At 49.8% G+C, this 14,675-nt stretch carries 13 protein-coding genes; 4 read left to right on the top strand and 9 right to left on the bottom strand.

The features are described from left to right. The first annotated feature begins 29 nt into the window (after positions 1 to 29). Positions 30 to 527: a TRAP transporter small permease gene (locus LKE13_RS17545; protein WP_227952969.1), complete on the top strand. Its 498-nt coding sequence runs from the start codon at positions 30 to 32 to the stop codon at positions 525 to 527. Continuing rightward, complete coding sequence (locus tag LKE13_RS17540; protein WP_227952967.1) at positions 524 to 1,909, top strand: TRAP transporter large permease; 1,386 nt, start codon at positions 524 to 526, stop codon at positions 1,907 to 1,909. Before LKE13_RS17545 ends, LKE13_RS17540 begins: the two co-directional genes overlap by 4 nt. Here LKE13_RS17540 and LKE13_RS17535 read toward each other — a convergent pair. The 3 genes from LKE13_RS17535 to LKE13_RS17525 all read right to left on the bottom strand — a co-directional run bounded on the left by LKE13_RS17535 (position 1,906) and on the right by LKE13_RS17525 (position 5,192). Beyond that, positions 1,906 to 3,300, bottom strand: coding sequence for an adenylate/guanylate cyclase domain-containing protein (locus LKE13_RS17535; RefSeq protein ID WP_227952965.1), 1,395 nt, complete (start codon positions 3,298 to 3,300; stop codon positions 1,906 to 1,908). The genes LKE13_RS17540 and LKE13_RS17535 overlap by 4 nt on opposite strands. A gap of 139 nt (positions 3,301 to 3,439) precedes the next feature. Further along, complete coding sequence (locus tag LKE13_RS17530; RefSeq protein WP_227952963.1) at positions 3,440 to 4,294, bottom strand: DUF3108 domain-containing protein; 855 nt, start codon at positions 4,292 to 4,294, stop codon at positions 3,440 to 3,442. 97 nt (positions 4,295 to 4,391) lie between these two features. Continuing rightward, a complete protein-coding gene (locus LKE13_RS17525; protein WP_227952961.1) occupies positions 4,392 to 5,192 on the bottom strand; it encodes an undecaprenyl-diphosphate phosphatase in 801 nt (266 codons plus the stop codon). 169 nt (positions 5,193 to 5,361) lie between these two features. Here LKE13_RS17525 and LKE13_RS17520 point away from each other — a divergent pair, with 169 nt between their 5' ends. Beyond that, positions 5,362 to 6,012 carry a 2-hydroxychromene-2-carboxylate isomerase gene (locus tag LKE13_RS17520; protein WP_227952959.1) on the top strand — a complete coding sequence of 217 codons (651 nt, stop codon included), beginning with the start codon at positions 5,362 to 5,364 and terminating at the stop codon, positions 6,010 to 6,012. Positions 6,013 to 6,020: 8 nt separating this feature from the next. Here LKE13_RS17520 and LKE13_RS17515 read toward each other — a convergent pair whose 3' ends face one another. From LKE13_RS17515 to LKE13_RS17495, 5 genes are all read right to left on the bottom strand, one after another. Beyond that, positions 6,021 to 6,248 carry a hypothetical protein gene (locus tag LKE13_RS17515; RefSeq protein WP_227952957.1) on the bottom strand — a complete coding sequence of 76 codons (228 nt, stop codon included), beginning with the start codon at positions 6,246 to 6,248 and terminating at the stop codon, positions 6,021 to 6,023. Positions 6,249 to 6,340: 92 nt separating this feature from the next. Continuing rightward, a complete protein-coding gene (gene speB / locus LKE13_RS17510; protein WP_227952955.1) occupies positions 6,341 to 7,240 on the bottom strand; it encodes an agmatinase in 900 nt (299 codons plus the stop codon). A gap of 20 nt (positions 7,241 to 7,260) precedes the next feature. Next, complete coding sequence (locus LKE13_RS17505) at positions 7,261 to 8,295, bottom strand: 1,9-bis(guanidino)-5-aza-nonane synthase (RefSeq protein ID WP_227952953.1); 1,035 nt, start codon at positions 8,293 to 8,295, stop codon at positions 7,261 to 7,263. Positions 8,296 to 8,331: 36 nt separating this feature from the next. Next, entirely contained in the window at positions 8,332 to 9,528 is a 1,197-nt protein-coding gene (locus LKE13_RS17500) for a type III PLP-dependent enzyme (RefSeq protein WP_227952951.1), read from the bottom strand. Between the two features lie 119 nt (positions 9,529 to 9,647). Next, a complete protein-coding gene (locus tag LKE13_RS17495; RefSeq protein ID WP_227952950.1) occupies positions 9,648 to 11,570 on the bottom strand; it encodes an ATP-binding protein in 1,923 nt (640 codons plus the stop codon). A 243-nt stretch (positions 11,571 to 11,813) separates the two neighbouring features. On the opposite strand from LKE13_RS17495, the gene LKE13_RS17490 reads away from it, so the two are divergent. Further along, positions 11,814 to 12,956: an FAD-dependent oxidoreductase gene (locus tag LKE13_RS17490; RefSeq protein WP_227952948.1), complete on the top strand. Its 1,143-nt coding sequence runs from the start codon at positions 11,814 to 11,816 to the stop codon at positions 12,954 to 12,956. 77 nt (positions 12,957 to 13,033) lie between these two features. On the opposite strand, the gene LKE13_RS17485 is transcribed toward LKE13_RS17490, so the two are convergent. Then, positions 13,034 to 14,503 carry a catalase gene (locus tag LKE13_RS17485; RefSeq protein ID WP_227952946.1) on the bottom strand — a complete coding sequence of 490 codons (1,470 nt, stop codon included), beginning with the start codon at positions 14,501 to 14,503 and terminating at the stop codon, positions 13,034 to 13,036. Positions 14,504 to 14,675: the final 172 nt, after the last annotated feature.

The following is a 14,675-nucleotide window of genomic DNA, read 5'->3' as shown; positions in this document are numbered from 1 at the left end:
ACGTAAACTGACAGATTGAAGAGGTAAGTATGCCTAGAAAACTGGACTGGATAGTATCCGGCTGGGCCTTGTTGGCGGGCATCCTTACCCTTCTGATTGTTATCGTCACGACAATAAATACAGCCGCCTTCGGGGCGGACAAGGTTGCGCGACTCTTTGACCTAAATATCGCTGGTCTGGCGGGATATGAAGATTTTGTCCGGCTGGCAATCAGTGCCGCCGCTCTGATGTTTTTCCCCTATTGTCAGAAGCAGAAAGGGCATGTCGCGGTTGATCTGTTTGCGGAACATTTTTCCATTCGAACCCAGCTAATTCTAGAAAAAATAACCCTGACCCTTACGATCATTCTGGCCTTGTTTCTGGCCTATTGGATGAGTCTGGGGATGTTTTCCGCATTTGAGGATTTTGCGTCCTCTCCTATACTCGGTTGGCCGAATTGGCCGTTCTATGTTCCGGGAATCCTGTCCTTGATCCTCTGGGCTCTGGTTGCGGCAATGCAGCTTAACGAAAAAAGGACAAACGGGTGAGCGGTGAATTTATTGGCATCTTCGGTCTCAGTGTCCTTTTTATTCTTCTGGCGCTTCGGATTCCGGTGGGCCTGGCTATGGTTCTGGTGGGGATCGGCGGCAATTTCGCATTAAGCCTTGCCCTGCCCTACATCCGGTTTGAACCCTATCTATACCAATTCAAGAGCCTGCTATGGAACTCAGTCGCCAATTACGATCTTTCCGTTGTTCCACTGTTTATCCTGATGGGGTATCTCGCCTCCAATGCCAATCTAAGCCGCGATCTTTTTCAAGGCGTCAACGCCTTCGCCGGGAAATACCGGGGCGGTGTCGCGATGTCTGCAATCGGAGCCTGCGCAGGATTTGGCGCAGTGTGCGGCTCCTCTCTCGCCACAGCCTCAACAATGGGGCGGGTCGCCCTGCCTGAGCTTAGGCGGCTCAATTACGCACCGGGCTTTGCAACCGGCGTACTGGCGGCTGGCGGCACACTCGGGATTCTCATCCCCCCGTCTGTGGCCCTCGTGATTTATGCGATTATCGTCGAAGCCTCCATCCTCGAGATGTTCCAGGCGGCGATCATTCCCGGCCTCATCGCGGTGCTCTTCTTCATCTTCGCAATCGCTGTAATGGTGCGGATCAAGCCTTCCCTCGCGCCGGAGGCACGCCCGATGGCCAAAGATGAACGGCGCGTTGCCATCCGCCGCCTTATCCCAGTTGTGGTTATCTTTGGCGCCATCATCTTAGGTCTTGGCCTTGGTCTCTTCACGCCCACACCTGCGGCCGGGATCGGCGTCTTTCTAATTCTTGTATATGGTCTTTATCTTCGCCGTTTTGGAGAAGGATTGAGCCTGGCAGGTATCAAGGAGGCCCTTTTGGCCACCGCCGTTACAAGCGGGATGATTTATTTCATCCTGTTCGGGGCAGAGGTATTGAAAGGCTTCTTCACCCGTGCTGGACTCCCGGAAGCCTTGGCGAGCTGGGCAGGCGCAAGTAGCCTTGATCCGCTGTCGATCATCGTCGTCATGTTGATTGCGTTGATCATTCTCGGCTGTTTTATGGATTCTCTTTCCATGATCCTCGTTGTCGTTCCCTTTTTATGGCCCGTCCTTGTTGAGATCAATGGCGGTGACTACGCGACTGCGGAATCCGCCGCTTTCGGTATGGACGCGAATGAACTGAAAATCTGGTTTGGCATCCTTGCGCTCATTGTTATTGAGCTTGGGCTGATAACGCCACCTGTGGGCCTCAATGTCTTTATCATCAGCGCCCTTGCAGGGGATGTTAAAATGGCGGACACTTTCAAAGGGGGCATGCCTTTTTTCGGGATTGAAATAGTGCGCATTGCGCTGATCCTCCTCTTCCCGGCAATCGCCCTGTTCATCCCACGCCTTCTCTCCGGTTAAGTCGGAGTGAGTGCCAAGGGCTGAAGCCAGGTCTTCACCGTTTCATCGCGACCGCGAATTGCCTGAGTACCATTTTCGATGAAATTCAAATCCTTGGCGATTGCCGCCCCGCCTGCGGCCTCTATAAGTTTGTCGCTGACGACCGTGTGTGCATTCAGTTCACGGGTTAATGCCTCCAGCCGGCTGGCGACATTAACGACATCGCCAAGCACCGCATATTCAAGCCTGCGTTCAGACCCGATATCTCCAAGGACTACCGTGCCGTAATGAATGCCGACGGATAATCGAATAGGAGACAATCCTTCTTTGGCCCGTTTCTCGTTCCAGATATTCATTTCCCGGTGCATGGCCGCCGCGCATCGCAGGGCATTCTTCGCATCTTCCTCTGTTATCTCCGGCGTACCAAAAGTTGCCATCAGGCCGTCACCGAGGAACTTGTCCAATGTCCCGTGATTGTCAAATACGCAAGCTTCCATCCGGGTGTGAAACTGCCTCAGCACCGCAACAATTCGTTCTGGTGTTTCCGCTTCCGCCATTTTCGTAAAACCAACAATATCTGCAAATAGCACCGCCACCTTCTGGGACCTGACATCACCAAGCGGTTGATCACTTTCAGCAAGGGTATCGACGATATTAGGCGGAAAATGCCGGGAAAGATTTGCGCGTTCACGCGCGACACCGGCCTGCCTGACCAACAACCGACGGGACCGCCAACCGTTAAGTCCGAGCAATCCGGCAACAATACAGAAGACCAGAACCTCCTGAATGCGTTGCTCTAACGAAATAAAATCCGGGTCAACGAATTCAAGAACATGTGGATATCCGGCAAGCGCCAACTTCACCTTCTCAGACAGATCCGCGATGTCCGATGGTTGAGCGACCGCCCAAAAATAGCCCCCCATCCAAAGAACAGTCGTAAAGGCAGCGACCGGCAGCAAGGTCCGCCAGGAATATGCAAGGGCCGCGCCCGCCAATAGAATATAGAAATAGGGAAAATTCCCGAATTTGAATTGCATGGCCGCAGACCAGGGGCGTTGATCCCAAGGATTAGGAACGATCAGGACAATTGTCATCAGCGCGAGATCCAGAAGGATCAGGAACAACTCCGCGCGCGATCGTTCTACCCGGCCGACTTTAACTTGCAACCAGCCGATCAACAAAAAACCGGCAATCAGCACTTCGTAATAAATGACCGACCAGTCCGGATTGAGGTAAATCAGAAAAACACCAATGATTGCAAGGGAAATAGTTCGGGCCCGAACCGCCAGCATCAGTCCCTCGCGCTTATTTTGGTCCAACGCCTCATAAAGATATTTGTTATTCTCGATATCCGGAAGATCGTCCCTGCGCCGCCTCTGACGTAACCCGCTAATCAAACCTGACCCTGCCATTGCGTTTTCCCCTCGACACGGATTAATTCGCTTCTTATGAACGACCCAGGCTACCTATAGAAGAATAATTAGTCATAGACCAACCTTCTTTAGTCTATTCGCGGAACTATTGCCATACTTCCCATATGCAAACTGGTGCCTATTTCGAATTGTTACTCACCAGCTGCATGGGACCTTCTCGATATCGGTCGAGATGCATTTCCATCATGCCAAACTGAGTTTCCATTCGCAGGCGGACCGGGACAACATGACCATTCTCGATGGGTGCGCCGACCCACACGATTACCTCCTGATTGGCATTGGGGTCGCGGTCATAGTTCCGCTTTACTGGGAAGCCACCTTTTCTGACGATATCGATTTTGCATCCAATCGCATTTCCCTCGAAAACGGAGTAGCGAGAGGGCTTAAAATAACGTGCCGGCTTTTCCGAAAGCATTATGTCATATCGACGATGCCCATCGAAAATCGGGAGTTCAGCTTTGCAGCCCTCGCCCTTTTCCAAACGGTTAGTCATCGTCAAAATGGCGGTCATCGGATCAAGTGTATTCGTCAGGCTCGCAGGATCAATTGGTGTCAGTTTGCTTGACGGACCTTCACGCGTATCCGTTTTCTGCACTTGAACCTCGCCTGCATTGGTATAATCCATCGAAACTACACGGACGTTGTCGTTCCAGGTGCTTTTGTGTTGATGCTGTTGCGGAAAAAATTTGTCGAGGCTGACTAGGCCCTCGGTTTCACCCTTCGCAAACCAGTTCAGGACCCACTTAAACGTCGCATTGGTGCGGGCAGCACTTTGAATCTTGTAGTTGCTTTTACCTTGCCGGACCTCTGTCTCGATACTGCCAAGATATAATCCGCCCAGATACACGGAATAGTGTAAATCCGTTTCATTCTCCGATGCGGAAACAGGTGATGAGAGAAGAAACAGGGCAAAGAAAATCCCCACTCCGATAAGCGGCAAGGTACTCAAGTCTTTTTTTCGCAGTGTAATCATGCGCAGTCTGCCCCGTTCACCTTTTAGAAGAAATGGTGTGTCAGGCAGGAATAATCAAGCATTTTGATTGCGCACCACTCTGGAGTAGAAAGGCAACCTACGTCGCAAAATAAAGAGCGAGAAGCAACACACCCAAGATTAGCCGGTAGATGATAAAGGGCGTAAAGCCAATTTTCTCGATCCAGCGCATCAGAAGGCTGATAACAAGGAAGGCCACGAGACAGGAGATAACCCCGGCAAGAACGGCGTCCAAACCGACATCAGTATCTCCCATCTTAATCAGATGATAAGCCGCAAGTGTCCCCGCGCCGAGAATTGTCGGAATAGAGAGCAACATAGAGAAATGTGCGCCATCGCTCCGGCTTAGTCCGCGCATGCGGGCGGCGGACATTGTTATTCCTGATCGGCTGGTCCCCGGTAGAAGTGAGAGAACCTGAAAAAGCCCAATCACAAAGGAATCCAATACAGATATCGTGCCTATCTTCTTCGTCACCGGAAAATTTTTGTCTGCCCAACCAAGGAACAATCCAAAGATAATGGTCGTCCCTGCGACCAGCAGGATAGACCGGAGTTCACCCTGAATAAAGTAGTACATAGCCCCCCCCGCGATCACGACGGGAATGCTGGCGATGAGGATATGCCAACCAAGTCGCCGACCCTCTACACGGGAACTATCCGTCGGGCGCAGGAACGCCAATACTATTTCCTGAACATCTTTTCTGAAGTAAGCTACCACGGCCACAAGTGTCCCGACATGGACGGCAATATCAATCGTTTGCCCCTGATCCGCCCAGCCTGTAATCGTCGGGATTACCAGAAGATGTCCGCTGGACGAAATTGGCAGAAACTCTGTAATTCCCTGAATAGCCGCAAGCACTAAAATATGAAAAAATGGCATGTTATCTCTTAAACTGTACTTCAGGGTGCGACACTAAACTGGCCATAGTTTTCATAGAAAACCGTCGAACTTCACATAACCCGCTATAGCGACATAGAAAACTACTTGGCTGCGGGCACTATAACCATTTATTGTGAACAAAAAGTAACAAATAACAATGGAGAAAACCATGCCCCATAGCGTTGATCTTTTCTGGTCGTTCAGAAGTCCCTACTCATATCTGGCTACGCGCCGGATCGTAGAAATGAGAAAGGAGTATGCACTTCAGGTCAATGTCCGTCCGGTTTATCCCATCGCAATTCGTACGCCCGAATTCTTCAAGGATGTGCATCCACTCTGGATCGACTACCTCCTGACTGACATTCAGAGGGTGGGTGATATGAACGGCATCCCCATTTCCTGGCCGAGGCCCGACCCCGTTAAAATGAACAGGCAGACAAAAGAAGTTCCGGCGGAACAACCTTTCATTCATCGGCTAACGCATCTCGGTATTGCTGCGGCGGAAACAGGTGACGGGCTTGATTTTATCGATAATATTTCCCGTCTTTTGTGGAATGGTGAGGTGCGCGGCTGGCATGAAGGTGATCACCTTGCCAATGCGGCAAAAAATGCCGGATTTGACCTTGCATATCTTGATAACCTCGTCGAGAAGGATTTCGACGGTTATGCTGCCAAGGTCGAGGACAATCAGGTTGCCCTCGAAAAATCGGGTCATTGGGGCGTCCCTACCCTTGCCTACAAGAACGAAGCTTTCTTCGGGCAGGATAGGGTGGAAGCATGTCTTTGGCGCATGAAACAGGATGGGTTGGCCGCACGGTAGTGGTTTCCCTAATGGACGGATGAGCTTGTCTCAGAAGGAATCTTTTTGAGGTATGCCACCTGAGCCTGCGCCTTTTCCGTGGTTGTTTCGGACGCCATAGCGATGTTCATAACAATCGCCAGCCCCAAAAACGCTGTGACGGTAACAAGGCTGATTTGCGACCGATAAGATTTAGCCACCGAACTTAGTCGGGTGATCACATTGCTCCGATTACCCATAGAATGCGTATTCCTCATTTCCTGCCCTCCTGCTAGAACTAGCAATATGGCCGGGAAATAAGGCAAATTTTATCCAAAAAAGAGGAAAAACCTTGCTGTTTTCAAGGCGGTCAGCGCGAAAAAGAATAGGAAAGGATTTTATAGGCTAACTTTGCCGCCAGAAAATTTGGTGCGTGAAAACCACTAATTGGCGCCAGTTCATTGATATCGGCCCCCACAATTTTCCCGGCTTTTGACGCAGCCTTGATGATGTTAATCGCATCATTCCAGAAGAGGCCACCCGGTTCAGGGGTCCCGGTCGCAGGCATAACAGAGCCATCAAATCCATCGAGATCGAATGTCAGGTAAATGGGACGATCTTTCAGCGGTGCAACGATGTCTTCAATCCGCCAGATTTCACGGTCTTTTCCCCAATGGATCGTAATGCGATGCCGGTTTGCCTCCAGAAAAGGAATTTCCTCTGCCGAAATATTTCGTATCCCGATCGAGACGATCGGCACCGTGGGATGATCGAGCACACGTCGTATGGCCGCAGCGTGGGAGTAATGCTCCCCCTCATAACCATCCCTCAAATCGGCGTGGGCGTCGAAATGCAGGATGATCAGATCATCATATTTTTCAAGGAACGGCCGTATCGCGCCGGGTGTAATGGAATGTTCCCCGCCGAATACGAGAGGGAATTTTTGATCCGATAATACAGAACCCGTCAATCCCGCCAGATTTTCAACCGCCTTCTTGATGTCGCTGCCGTCGACAGGAATCTCCCGCATAGTAACGACGCCAAAGTCGCGAAACGGTTCGCACCACAGATCTTCATCGAAAAGCTCCACCTGATGGCTCGCCTCGATCATCGCCGCAGGCCCCTTAGCGGTCCCGCCTCCATAGCTGACGGAACCTTCAAGACCAAAAGGGATGATTACCGCTTTGGCCGCTGCGTAATCAACGGCCTCTTCGGCCGGCAATCCCAGAAATCCCTCTTCCGAGGGAAAAATATCAAATGGTGCCTTCATGGCGTTAATCCAACAATCTGCTACTGAAACAGTTTTGAGAATCTTTTGGACTTACGGTCCTTCCATCCACCACGGTGATAGGCGTCTGACGCCAGAAGAGGAATCACGGAAGAGGCTTCCGCAAAAACCATCTGTTCCAGACTTGTGCTGACTTTTCCCCAGCTCGCCGCTTCTTTCAGGGTTGAGGAGGAGCAGGCACCATCACGCACATCAGCGACCGAAATTTGCACGGCGTATTTATGCACATCAACTTCTTTGCCAAGGATTTCTGCACAAACAACTGTGTCCTGCACAAAGTTTTTCGGAACACCCCCCCCCACCATCAGCAGACCGGTGGTCCCCGCAGCTATCTTGATTTCTGTGAGTTCGCGGAAATCCTTCACGCTGTCGATGCTGAGGTGTGCATCCGGATTTTCCACTTGATGCTTGACCAAACCAAACCCGGCCGAGCAATCGGAAAAAGCTGGCACAAAAATTGGTACATCGTGATCGTAGCAGGTTTCAATCAGAGAATTTTTCTTAACCGCATTGGTCTTAAGCCAACGGCCCATTTCTTGAATAAATTCACGGGAGGAATAAGCGCGCCGCTCCAAACCATCTGCGATCATCTTGATCGTTTCATCGCAATTCTGCAGCTCTTCCTCGTCGATATAGGTATCGTAAATACGATCTATATAGAGCGCCCGCAGATCATTATCATCGACTGCGCTGTCAGCCTGATAATGGCGGAAGCCGAGTGCCTCGAAAAAATCCATATCAACGATAGACGCCCCAGTGGATACGATCGCGTCCACCATGCCCAGTTCCACTAAATCCCGGTAGACATGCATGCAGCCACCGGCGGAGGTTGAACCCGCCAAGGTCAGGATAACGGCGCAATCCGGATCTTCCACGGCCATGTTGAAAATTTCCGTCGCCCGTGCGAGATCGCGCGAGGTGAAAGACATCTTCCCCATGGCATCAATGATCGGACGGGCATCAAAACTTTTTATATCGATATGTTCGACGGTCTTCGAAAGGAGAGCCGCCTTATCGTTACTTTGAGAGGTTTTCATAATTGTTACCTCAATACCTTATATTGAATTGTTGCGTTACACGAACCCGGCGGCGTTTTCTATCGCTACGACGGTTTCGGAATAGAATCCATTAAACTTGGTTTGCATGGCATAACCATAGGCCCCCAAATGATGGAATATAAGCCAATCCCCTTCGCAAACATCGTCGGGAATCGACAATCTGTCCTGCATCTTGTCGATGCTATCGCAGGTCGGCCCATAGAGTTGGAAAAGAGACATTTCCGACGGAACTTCCAGCCTTCCGGCGCGGTAAATCTCGATCGGGTATGACCAGCCTAGCTGACCCGCATCAAAAAGCGATCCATAGGTCCCATCATTCAGGTAGAGCGACTGCCCACGGCGAAGCTCCACACGCACCGCAACCGAACCGCCTGCCGCAACCATGGCCCTACCAGGCTCACAGAAAATCTCGAGATCTTCAAAGCCGCATTCCATAAGAGCCTTGGCGATGGCATCGAAGTAATCCTGCAAAGGTACTGGCTCCATATCCGGATATGAAATCGGAAACCCACCGCCGACATCAATCATATCGATCTTGACGCCGCAACCTTCGAGCATATTGGCGATATTGTAGATGGCATTGACGTAGGCTTCGACCTCAAGACATTGCGATCCGACATGGAACGTCACGCCGACTTTCTCCGCGATCTGGCGGGCATGCGTTAACAGAAGTGGTGCTTCCATCAATGTCGCGCCAAATTTATTGTCCAACGGATAGGCAGCCCCAACCTGCGAGACGCTGAGCCGTAGCATCAGAGAGAGGTCTTCGGCATGGCCGGTTTCCTGCTTTATCTTGCGAAGTTCCTCCAGGCTGTCAAAAGCAAAGTGACGTACGCCAAGCGCATAGGCGCGGGCGATCGCCTGCCGACTTTTGACCGGATGCATAAAATAGAGCTGCGCAAGCGGAAAGTCCCGCCGCAGATTCTCAATCTCCCGGATCGACGCGACTTCAAAGTGACGAATACCCGCCGCCCACAGCAGACGCAGAAGCGCCGGATGCGGATTAGCTTTCGCCGCATAAAGACATGTACCTGGAAATCCGGAAAGAAAGGTGTTGGCCGCCTCTGCAATCTTGTCGATATACAGAAAGTGGACAGCATCGTTTGACTGCTCGATTTCAAGAGCTGTCGCTTCGTTTTCATATCGCCGCAAACCGGCTAGGGCTTGCTCGCGATCAGCGACATAGCCCTCACAATCCTGGAGCAGTTGCAATTCTAATGTTCCACCTGTTTAGTTGTTGAAATCCAATTTTTTCGGTGAAGCTCATTAGCAGATAAAATACGACTACGCTACATAAAGATTCACATGCAAGCGAAGGATTTGGGCCCCGTTCAAGGCCGGGCAATCAGGTTCAGGGGAGGAGCATCCTGCTGCAGGCCACCGATCCGAGATTTCGGAAGACGTATCTCGATTGTGGTGCCCTGAGTATTACCATTACTGCTAATTTTCAATATGCCGCCATGCAATTCAATGATGGATTTTGCAAGCGGTAAACCAAGGCCGGTTCCTTCAATCGATTTAGAAATAGAATGATGCGTGCGACCAAACGGGCGCATCACATTTTTGATTTCCTCTTTGCTGATGCCATAGCCGTTATCAATGACATATAAAGATATGAAGTCATCCGAATCCGCGGACAAGTCCAACTCAATATGTCCATTTTCTGGCGTGAATTTTATGGCATTATTAACAAGATTAATAAGTACTTGCTTAAATTTTCTTTCATCAGCACGTATTGCAATATCAAGGCTTCCTGAAATAGAGAAGCCAATCGATTTTTCCGCTGCCTTGGCTGCCAGCATTGTTTTTGTTGATTCTATGACCTTCAGGAGATTGAATTCTGTTTCCTGAAGCTCGATTGAATCAGATTCCAATCGCGAGTATTCAAGAATATCATCGATTAGCGACAGCAGATGCCTGCCGGAGGATTGGATATTATCTGCGTATTCACGATAGCGGTCATTTGCCAAAGGTCCAAAAATTTCCTTTGCCAGGACTTCGGAAAAGCCGATTACGGCGTTTAGCGGTGTTCTGAGTTCATGGCTCATATTCGCAAGAAACAGGGATTTCGAACGCGTTCCCTCTTCTGCTTCCAGTTTCGCCTGTATCAATTCGCGCTCGAATTGATGCTGCGCAGTAATATCTTGCACCGTTCCAGTGGCACCGGTGAGGGTGCCGTTCTCATCAGCAGTCAAACGCCCTAGTAGCCGGAGATAAACTATCTTGCCGTCATCATGCACCACTCGGAATTCCGTTTCGAATGGATGACAATTTTTAATGCTGCTTTCAAAAGTTGAACGAAGCCGCTCAACATCGTTTTTATGAACTCGCGGTATGAAATTGGCATAGCATTGTTCAACTTCGCCGACTTCATACCCGAGAATGCGGAAAACTTCATCAGACCATTCATGCTTTTTGGCGACAGCATCATGATTCCAGCTTCCGATTTGTGCAATGGACTGGGCTTCCTCAAGTTTTGCGCGGTTTTCTTTTAGGGCCTGCTCACGGATGCGGATATCCGAAATATCCGTTCGAATGGAAACGGTGCCTCCGGCTTTTGTCTTAGTCTCGGACAACCGGTAAACCCGCCCATCGTGGAACTCCTGCTCTACCGGATCGCCAGGATTCTGATGTTCCTTGATCCGTGCAGCGATATATTCCTCTTCTCGTCCGACGGCCTCCGCCACGCGGCCAAGTGCGACCATCTTTTGGACAAGGTCATTAAAATGTATGCCGGGCTTAACCTCGTCCAGTATGTCTTTATATCGTTCCCGGTAGGGATTGTTGCATACATATAGTCTGTCATTCGTATCAAAGATTGCCACGGCTTCAGGCATCGATTCAATGGCGTCAAGAAGTGTATTTTCCGCCATCTCAGCCCGGATGATGGTCTGCTGCAGACGTTTATTTTGTTCCCGCTGTTTTTCTTCAGAAACTATTCTGGCCTTAATTTCCTCGTTTAGACGCTCGATAGCTGGAAACATGCGCATCATGCCCACGGCAACAAGCACGAGACCCGGCAGATAAGCAACAACTCGCCAGATTTCCAACGAGCTTTCATTACTAAAGCCAATGTCGTACGCGGAGCCATCACCAACAAACAATACATCAATGAGAGACGAGAAGACCACTATCAGCAAGCCGTAGCTTATCAGATCTCGTCCTAATTTGACGTGAGTGAGCCGATTTTTTCGCCGCCAAAACACGGCGAGCATAACAGTCAAGCAGATGAGAATGGCTAATTCACTTAACATGAGCCATACCCCCTGCGCTGTTTGGTACGCAAGCTATTGCGAAATTTAGCCAAATAATTTTCCCGGTTGGAACAATTCGGATTTATTTAGTATTAACCCGAAAGTGTTGACCATCCGTTAACCAACTAGCGGAATAGGAGTTCTGACAGACTGCCCTAACAACCGTCTTTGATTTAGCCGAGAATAATTATATGATCCGGCTGTATTGTATAATGGCGTGACGACTATAAGGAACATACCGGTTTGACATCGAAAATTCTGATCGTAGGTGCCGGGATTGCAGGCTTGTCCGTTGCTCAATGGCTTACAAGGTTTGGGATTGACTTCGAGATTGTTGAAAAACGGTCATCGGAAGCAATCACACATACTGGCTTGGTTCTTCCTTTTAATGCCGTCAGAGAGCTTAAAGCCCTTGATGTATTGGAACGTCTGGAAGGCAGATACTTCGAAGCCTCGACAATAACTTACAGCAAAGTAACCGGCAAAGTTATCAAGACAGCAAGCTTGACGGAGCCACCATTCGAGAATGACCAGTTCATAGCGCTCAATCGAGAAGATCTTGATACTGCCATGCTGGAGGGGCTTGAAAGAAAAGTCCGCTACAACACGGAAATACTGACCGTTGAGCATGGTGACGATGCGGTCAACATCACCTGCACCAACGAACTTCTTAATGGTTCTTACGACCTACTGATCGCGGCGGATGGAATTAGCTCTCTTGTGCGGCAGAAAAATTTCGAGGGACAGGAAATGCTCCTTGATCACAACGTCATCGGATGGCGATTTGTCAGCCCCTTCCCCGAACATAGCTTGCAACCGCTACATATGGTCGGACAGACGGACCTCTTCACGGTCTACCCCATCAGTGACGACATGCTTTATTGCTATGGTCATGTATATGAGGATCTGAATGACATCGTTCTGGGCGAAAATGCACATGAAAATATTAAAAAGATTTTCTCAGGTTACGGCGGCCCTGTCCCATATATTTTGTCACAGATTGATGACATCGAAATTCTGACGAACCGGCTAAAATCTGTTGTTAAACCCTGTTTCTTTGACCGACGTGTTGTTTTTGTCGGTGACGCCGCCAACGGATGCTCCCCTTTGATACAGCAAGGCGTCGCGATGGCGCTTGCCGACAGTCGCTGCCTCGCTGATGCACTGGCGATGCAAAATGTCGATCAAGCGCTGATAACCTATCAGGAAAAAAGAGAGCGAAAAGTCGAGCGAACCATCCATTTTGCCGACGCCCCGCTCAGTCATTTGCAAAATATGCAAAGTTGGCTTGGCAGGGGTCTGCGCGATCTGAAGATCAGGGCCGCGGGGCCACCGGATGTCAATGCCTGGAAAAAGATCGCGACGGATCGACTGTTTCTATCCTGAGTTTATGTGTTCGGTATTCAGACATAAGAAAAGCCCCCTGAAAGAAACATTCAAGGGGCTTTCCGCTTGGGATTCAATTAGACGGCTTTAATACTCTCTGAGATAGTCGTTCCAAGCTTAGCGGCGACGCCTTCCGCATAGGCAGGATCAGCTTTATAAAAATGGCCGAGCTGTCGCTGAACTATTTCCTCTGGCACCCCTTGCATTGCGGCGGCAATATTGGAGAAGAGCCGATCTTTCTCCCCCGCATCAAACAGGTTAAAGAGCGCCCGCGGTTGGGCATAATCATCATTACCTTCCCTGTGATTATACCGATCCGCATCACCTGAAATTCGATATGGTGGTTCGCGATAGCTCTCATCTTCTACCGGCCCATTCATTGAGTTTGGTTCATAATAGGCATCGGGATTACCAGTATCATTCCGGAAAAACCGCATCGCACCGTCCTTGTGATAATGATGCACTTCGGATTTCGGCGCATTGATCGGCAATGCTTCATAATGTGTACCCAGACGATGACGATGCGCATCCGCATAAGAGAAAATACGGGCCTGCAGCATTTTGTCAGGGCTGAAACCTATTCCCGGCACAACATTGGACGGACTGAAAGCGGCCTGCTCTATTTCCGCGAAATAGTTATCCGCATTACGATTAAGTTCCATTTCACCAACCTCAATCAAAGGATAGTCACCATGTGGCCAGACCTTGGTCAGATCGAAGGGGTTGTAGGGAGTATTCTCAGCATCCATTTCAGGCATCACCTGAACATTTACCGACCATTTCGGAAACTCACCACGCTCGATAGTGCCGAACAGCTCTTCTTGATAGGATTCACGGGATTCGCCAACAATTTTTGTGGCCTCTTCATTAGTATAATGTTTATGCCCTTGTTTCGTCTTGAAATGGAACTTGATCCAGAAACGCTCTCCATCTTCATTCCAGAAGCTATATGTATGTGATCCATACCCATTCATATACATCGGTGCCACGGGCAGACCGCGATCTGACATCAGGATGGTTACCTGATGCAGGCTTTCAGGCGACAGGGACCAGAAGTCCCACATTGCAGTTGGGGATCGCAGGTTAGTACGCGGATGGCGTTTTTGTGTATGAATAAAATCCGGGAATTTCAGTGCATCCCGCACGAAGAAGACTGGCGTATTATTGCCAACCAGATCCCAGTTACCTTCTTCCGTGTAAAATTTGAGGGCGAAGCCGCGCACATCCCGTTCGGCATCTGCGGCACCCTTCTCACCGGCAACGGTTGAGAATCTGGCAATCATTGGCGTCTTCTTACCCACTTCGGAAAAAATATTTGCACGCGTATATTTGCTGATATCGTGGGTGACCGTGAATGTACCATGTGCCCCCCAGCCCTTAGCATGCACTACACGTTCGGCGATACGTTCCCGGTTCTGATGGGCGAGTTTTTCAAGCAGTTGATAGTCCTGCATCAGGAGAGGTCCACGCGGCCCTGCTGTAAGGGAGTTTTGATTGTCACTGATCGGCGCTCCGGCCGTTGTCGTCATAGTTTTGCGCTTTGACATGGGTTTCTCTCTCCAAAGAATTCTTTTGCGTGAAGTTTACAAGGTACAAAGTAAGTTAGAATTATTCTAAACAATGTCAAGGTTCTGCAAATTATTTTTATTTCCAGATCGTTTTCTATAGACCGCTTGCAATGGCAAAGCGTAGGCACCAATAAAATGTGCTGACTTTGAC

Origin of the sequence: Sneathiella sp. HT1-7, assembly GCF_020731145.1 — a bacterium.
Lineage (GTDB): Bacteria > Pseudomonadota > Alphaproteobacteria > Sneathiellales > Sneathiellaceae > Sneathiella.
Note: the sequence above shows the minus strand (reverse complement) of the source record. Positions and strands in the feature narration are given on the sequence as shown.

Bases quoted from the DNA above. Each gene is read 5' to 3' on its own strand.
- LKE13_RS17520 (WP_227952959.1), top strand. From the start codon at position 5,362: ATGCCCCATAGCGTTGATCTTTTCTGGTCGTTCAGAAGTCCCTACTCA.
- LKE13_RS17525 (WP_227952961.1), bottom strand. From the start codon at position 5,192: ATGCCATTTTTTCATATTTTAGTGCTTGCGGCTATTCAGGGAATTACA.
- LKE13_RS17495 (WP_227952950.1), bottom strand. From the start codon at position 11,570: ATGTTAAGTGAATTAGCCATTCTCATCTGCTTGACTGTTATGCTCGCC.
- LKE13_RS17485 (WP_227952946.1), bottom strand. From the start codon at position 14,503: ATGTCAAAGCGCAAAACTATGACGACAACGGCCGGAGCGCCGATCAGT.
- LKE13_RS17515 (WP_227952957.1), bottom strand. From the start codon at position 6,248: ATGAGGAATACGCATTCTATGGGTAATCGGAGCAATGTGATCACCCGA.
- LKE13_RS17535 (WP_227952965.1), bottom strand. From the start codon at position 3,300: ATGGCAGGGTCAGGTTTGATTAGCGGGTTACGTCAGAGGCGGCGCAGG.
- LKE13_RS17545 (WP_227952969.1), top strand. From the start codon at position 30: ATGCCTAGAAAACTGGACTGGATAGTATCCGGCTGGGCCTTGTTGGCG.
- LKE13_RS17530 (WP_227952963.1), bottom strand. From the start codon at position 4,294: ATGATTACACTGCGAAAAAAAGACTTGAGTACCTTGCCGCTTATCGGA.
- speB (WP_227952955.1), bottom strand. From the start codon at position 7,240: ATGAAGGCACCATTTGATATTTTTCCCTCGGAAGAGGGATTTCTGGGA.
- LKE13_RS17505 (WP_227952953.1), bottom strand. From the start codon at position 8,295: ATGAAAACCTCTCAAAGTAACGATAAGGCGGCTCTCCTTTCGAAGACC.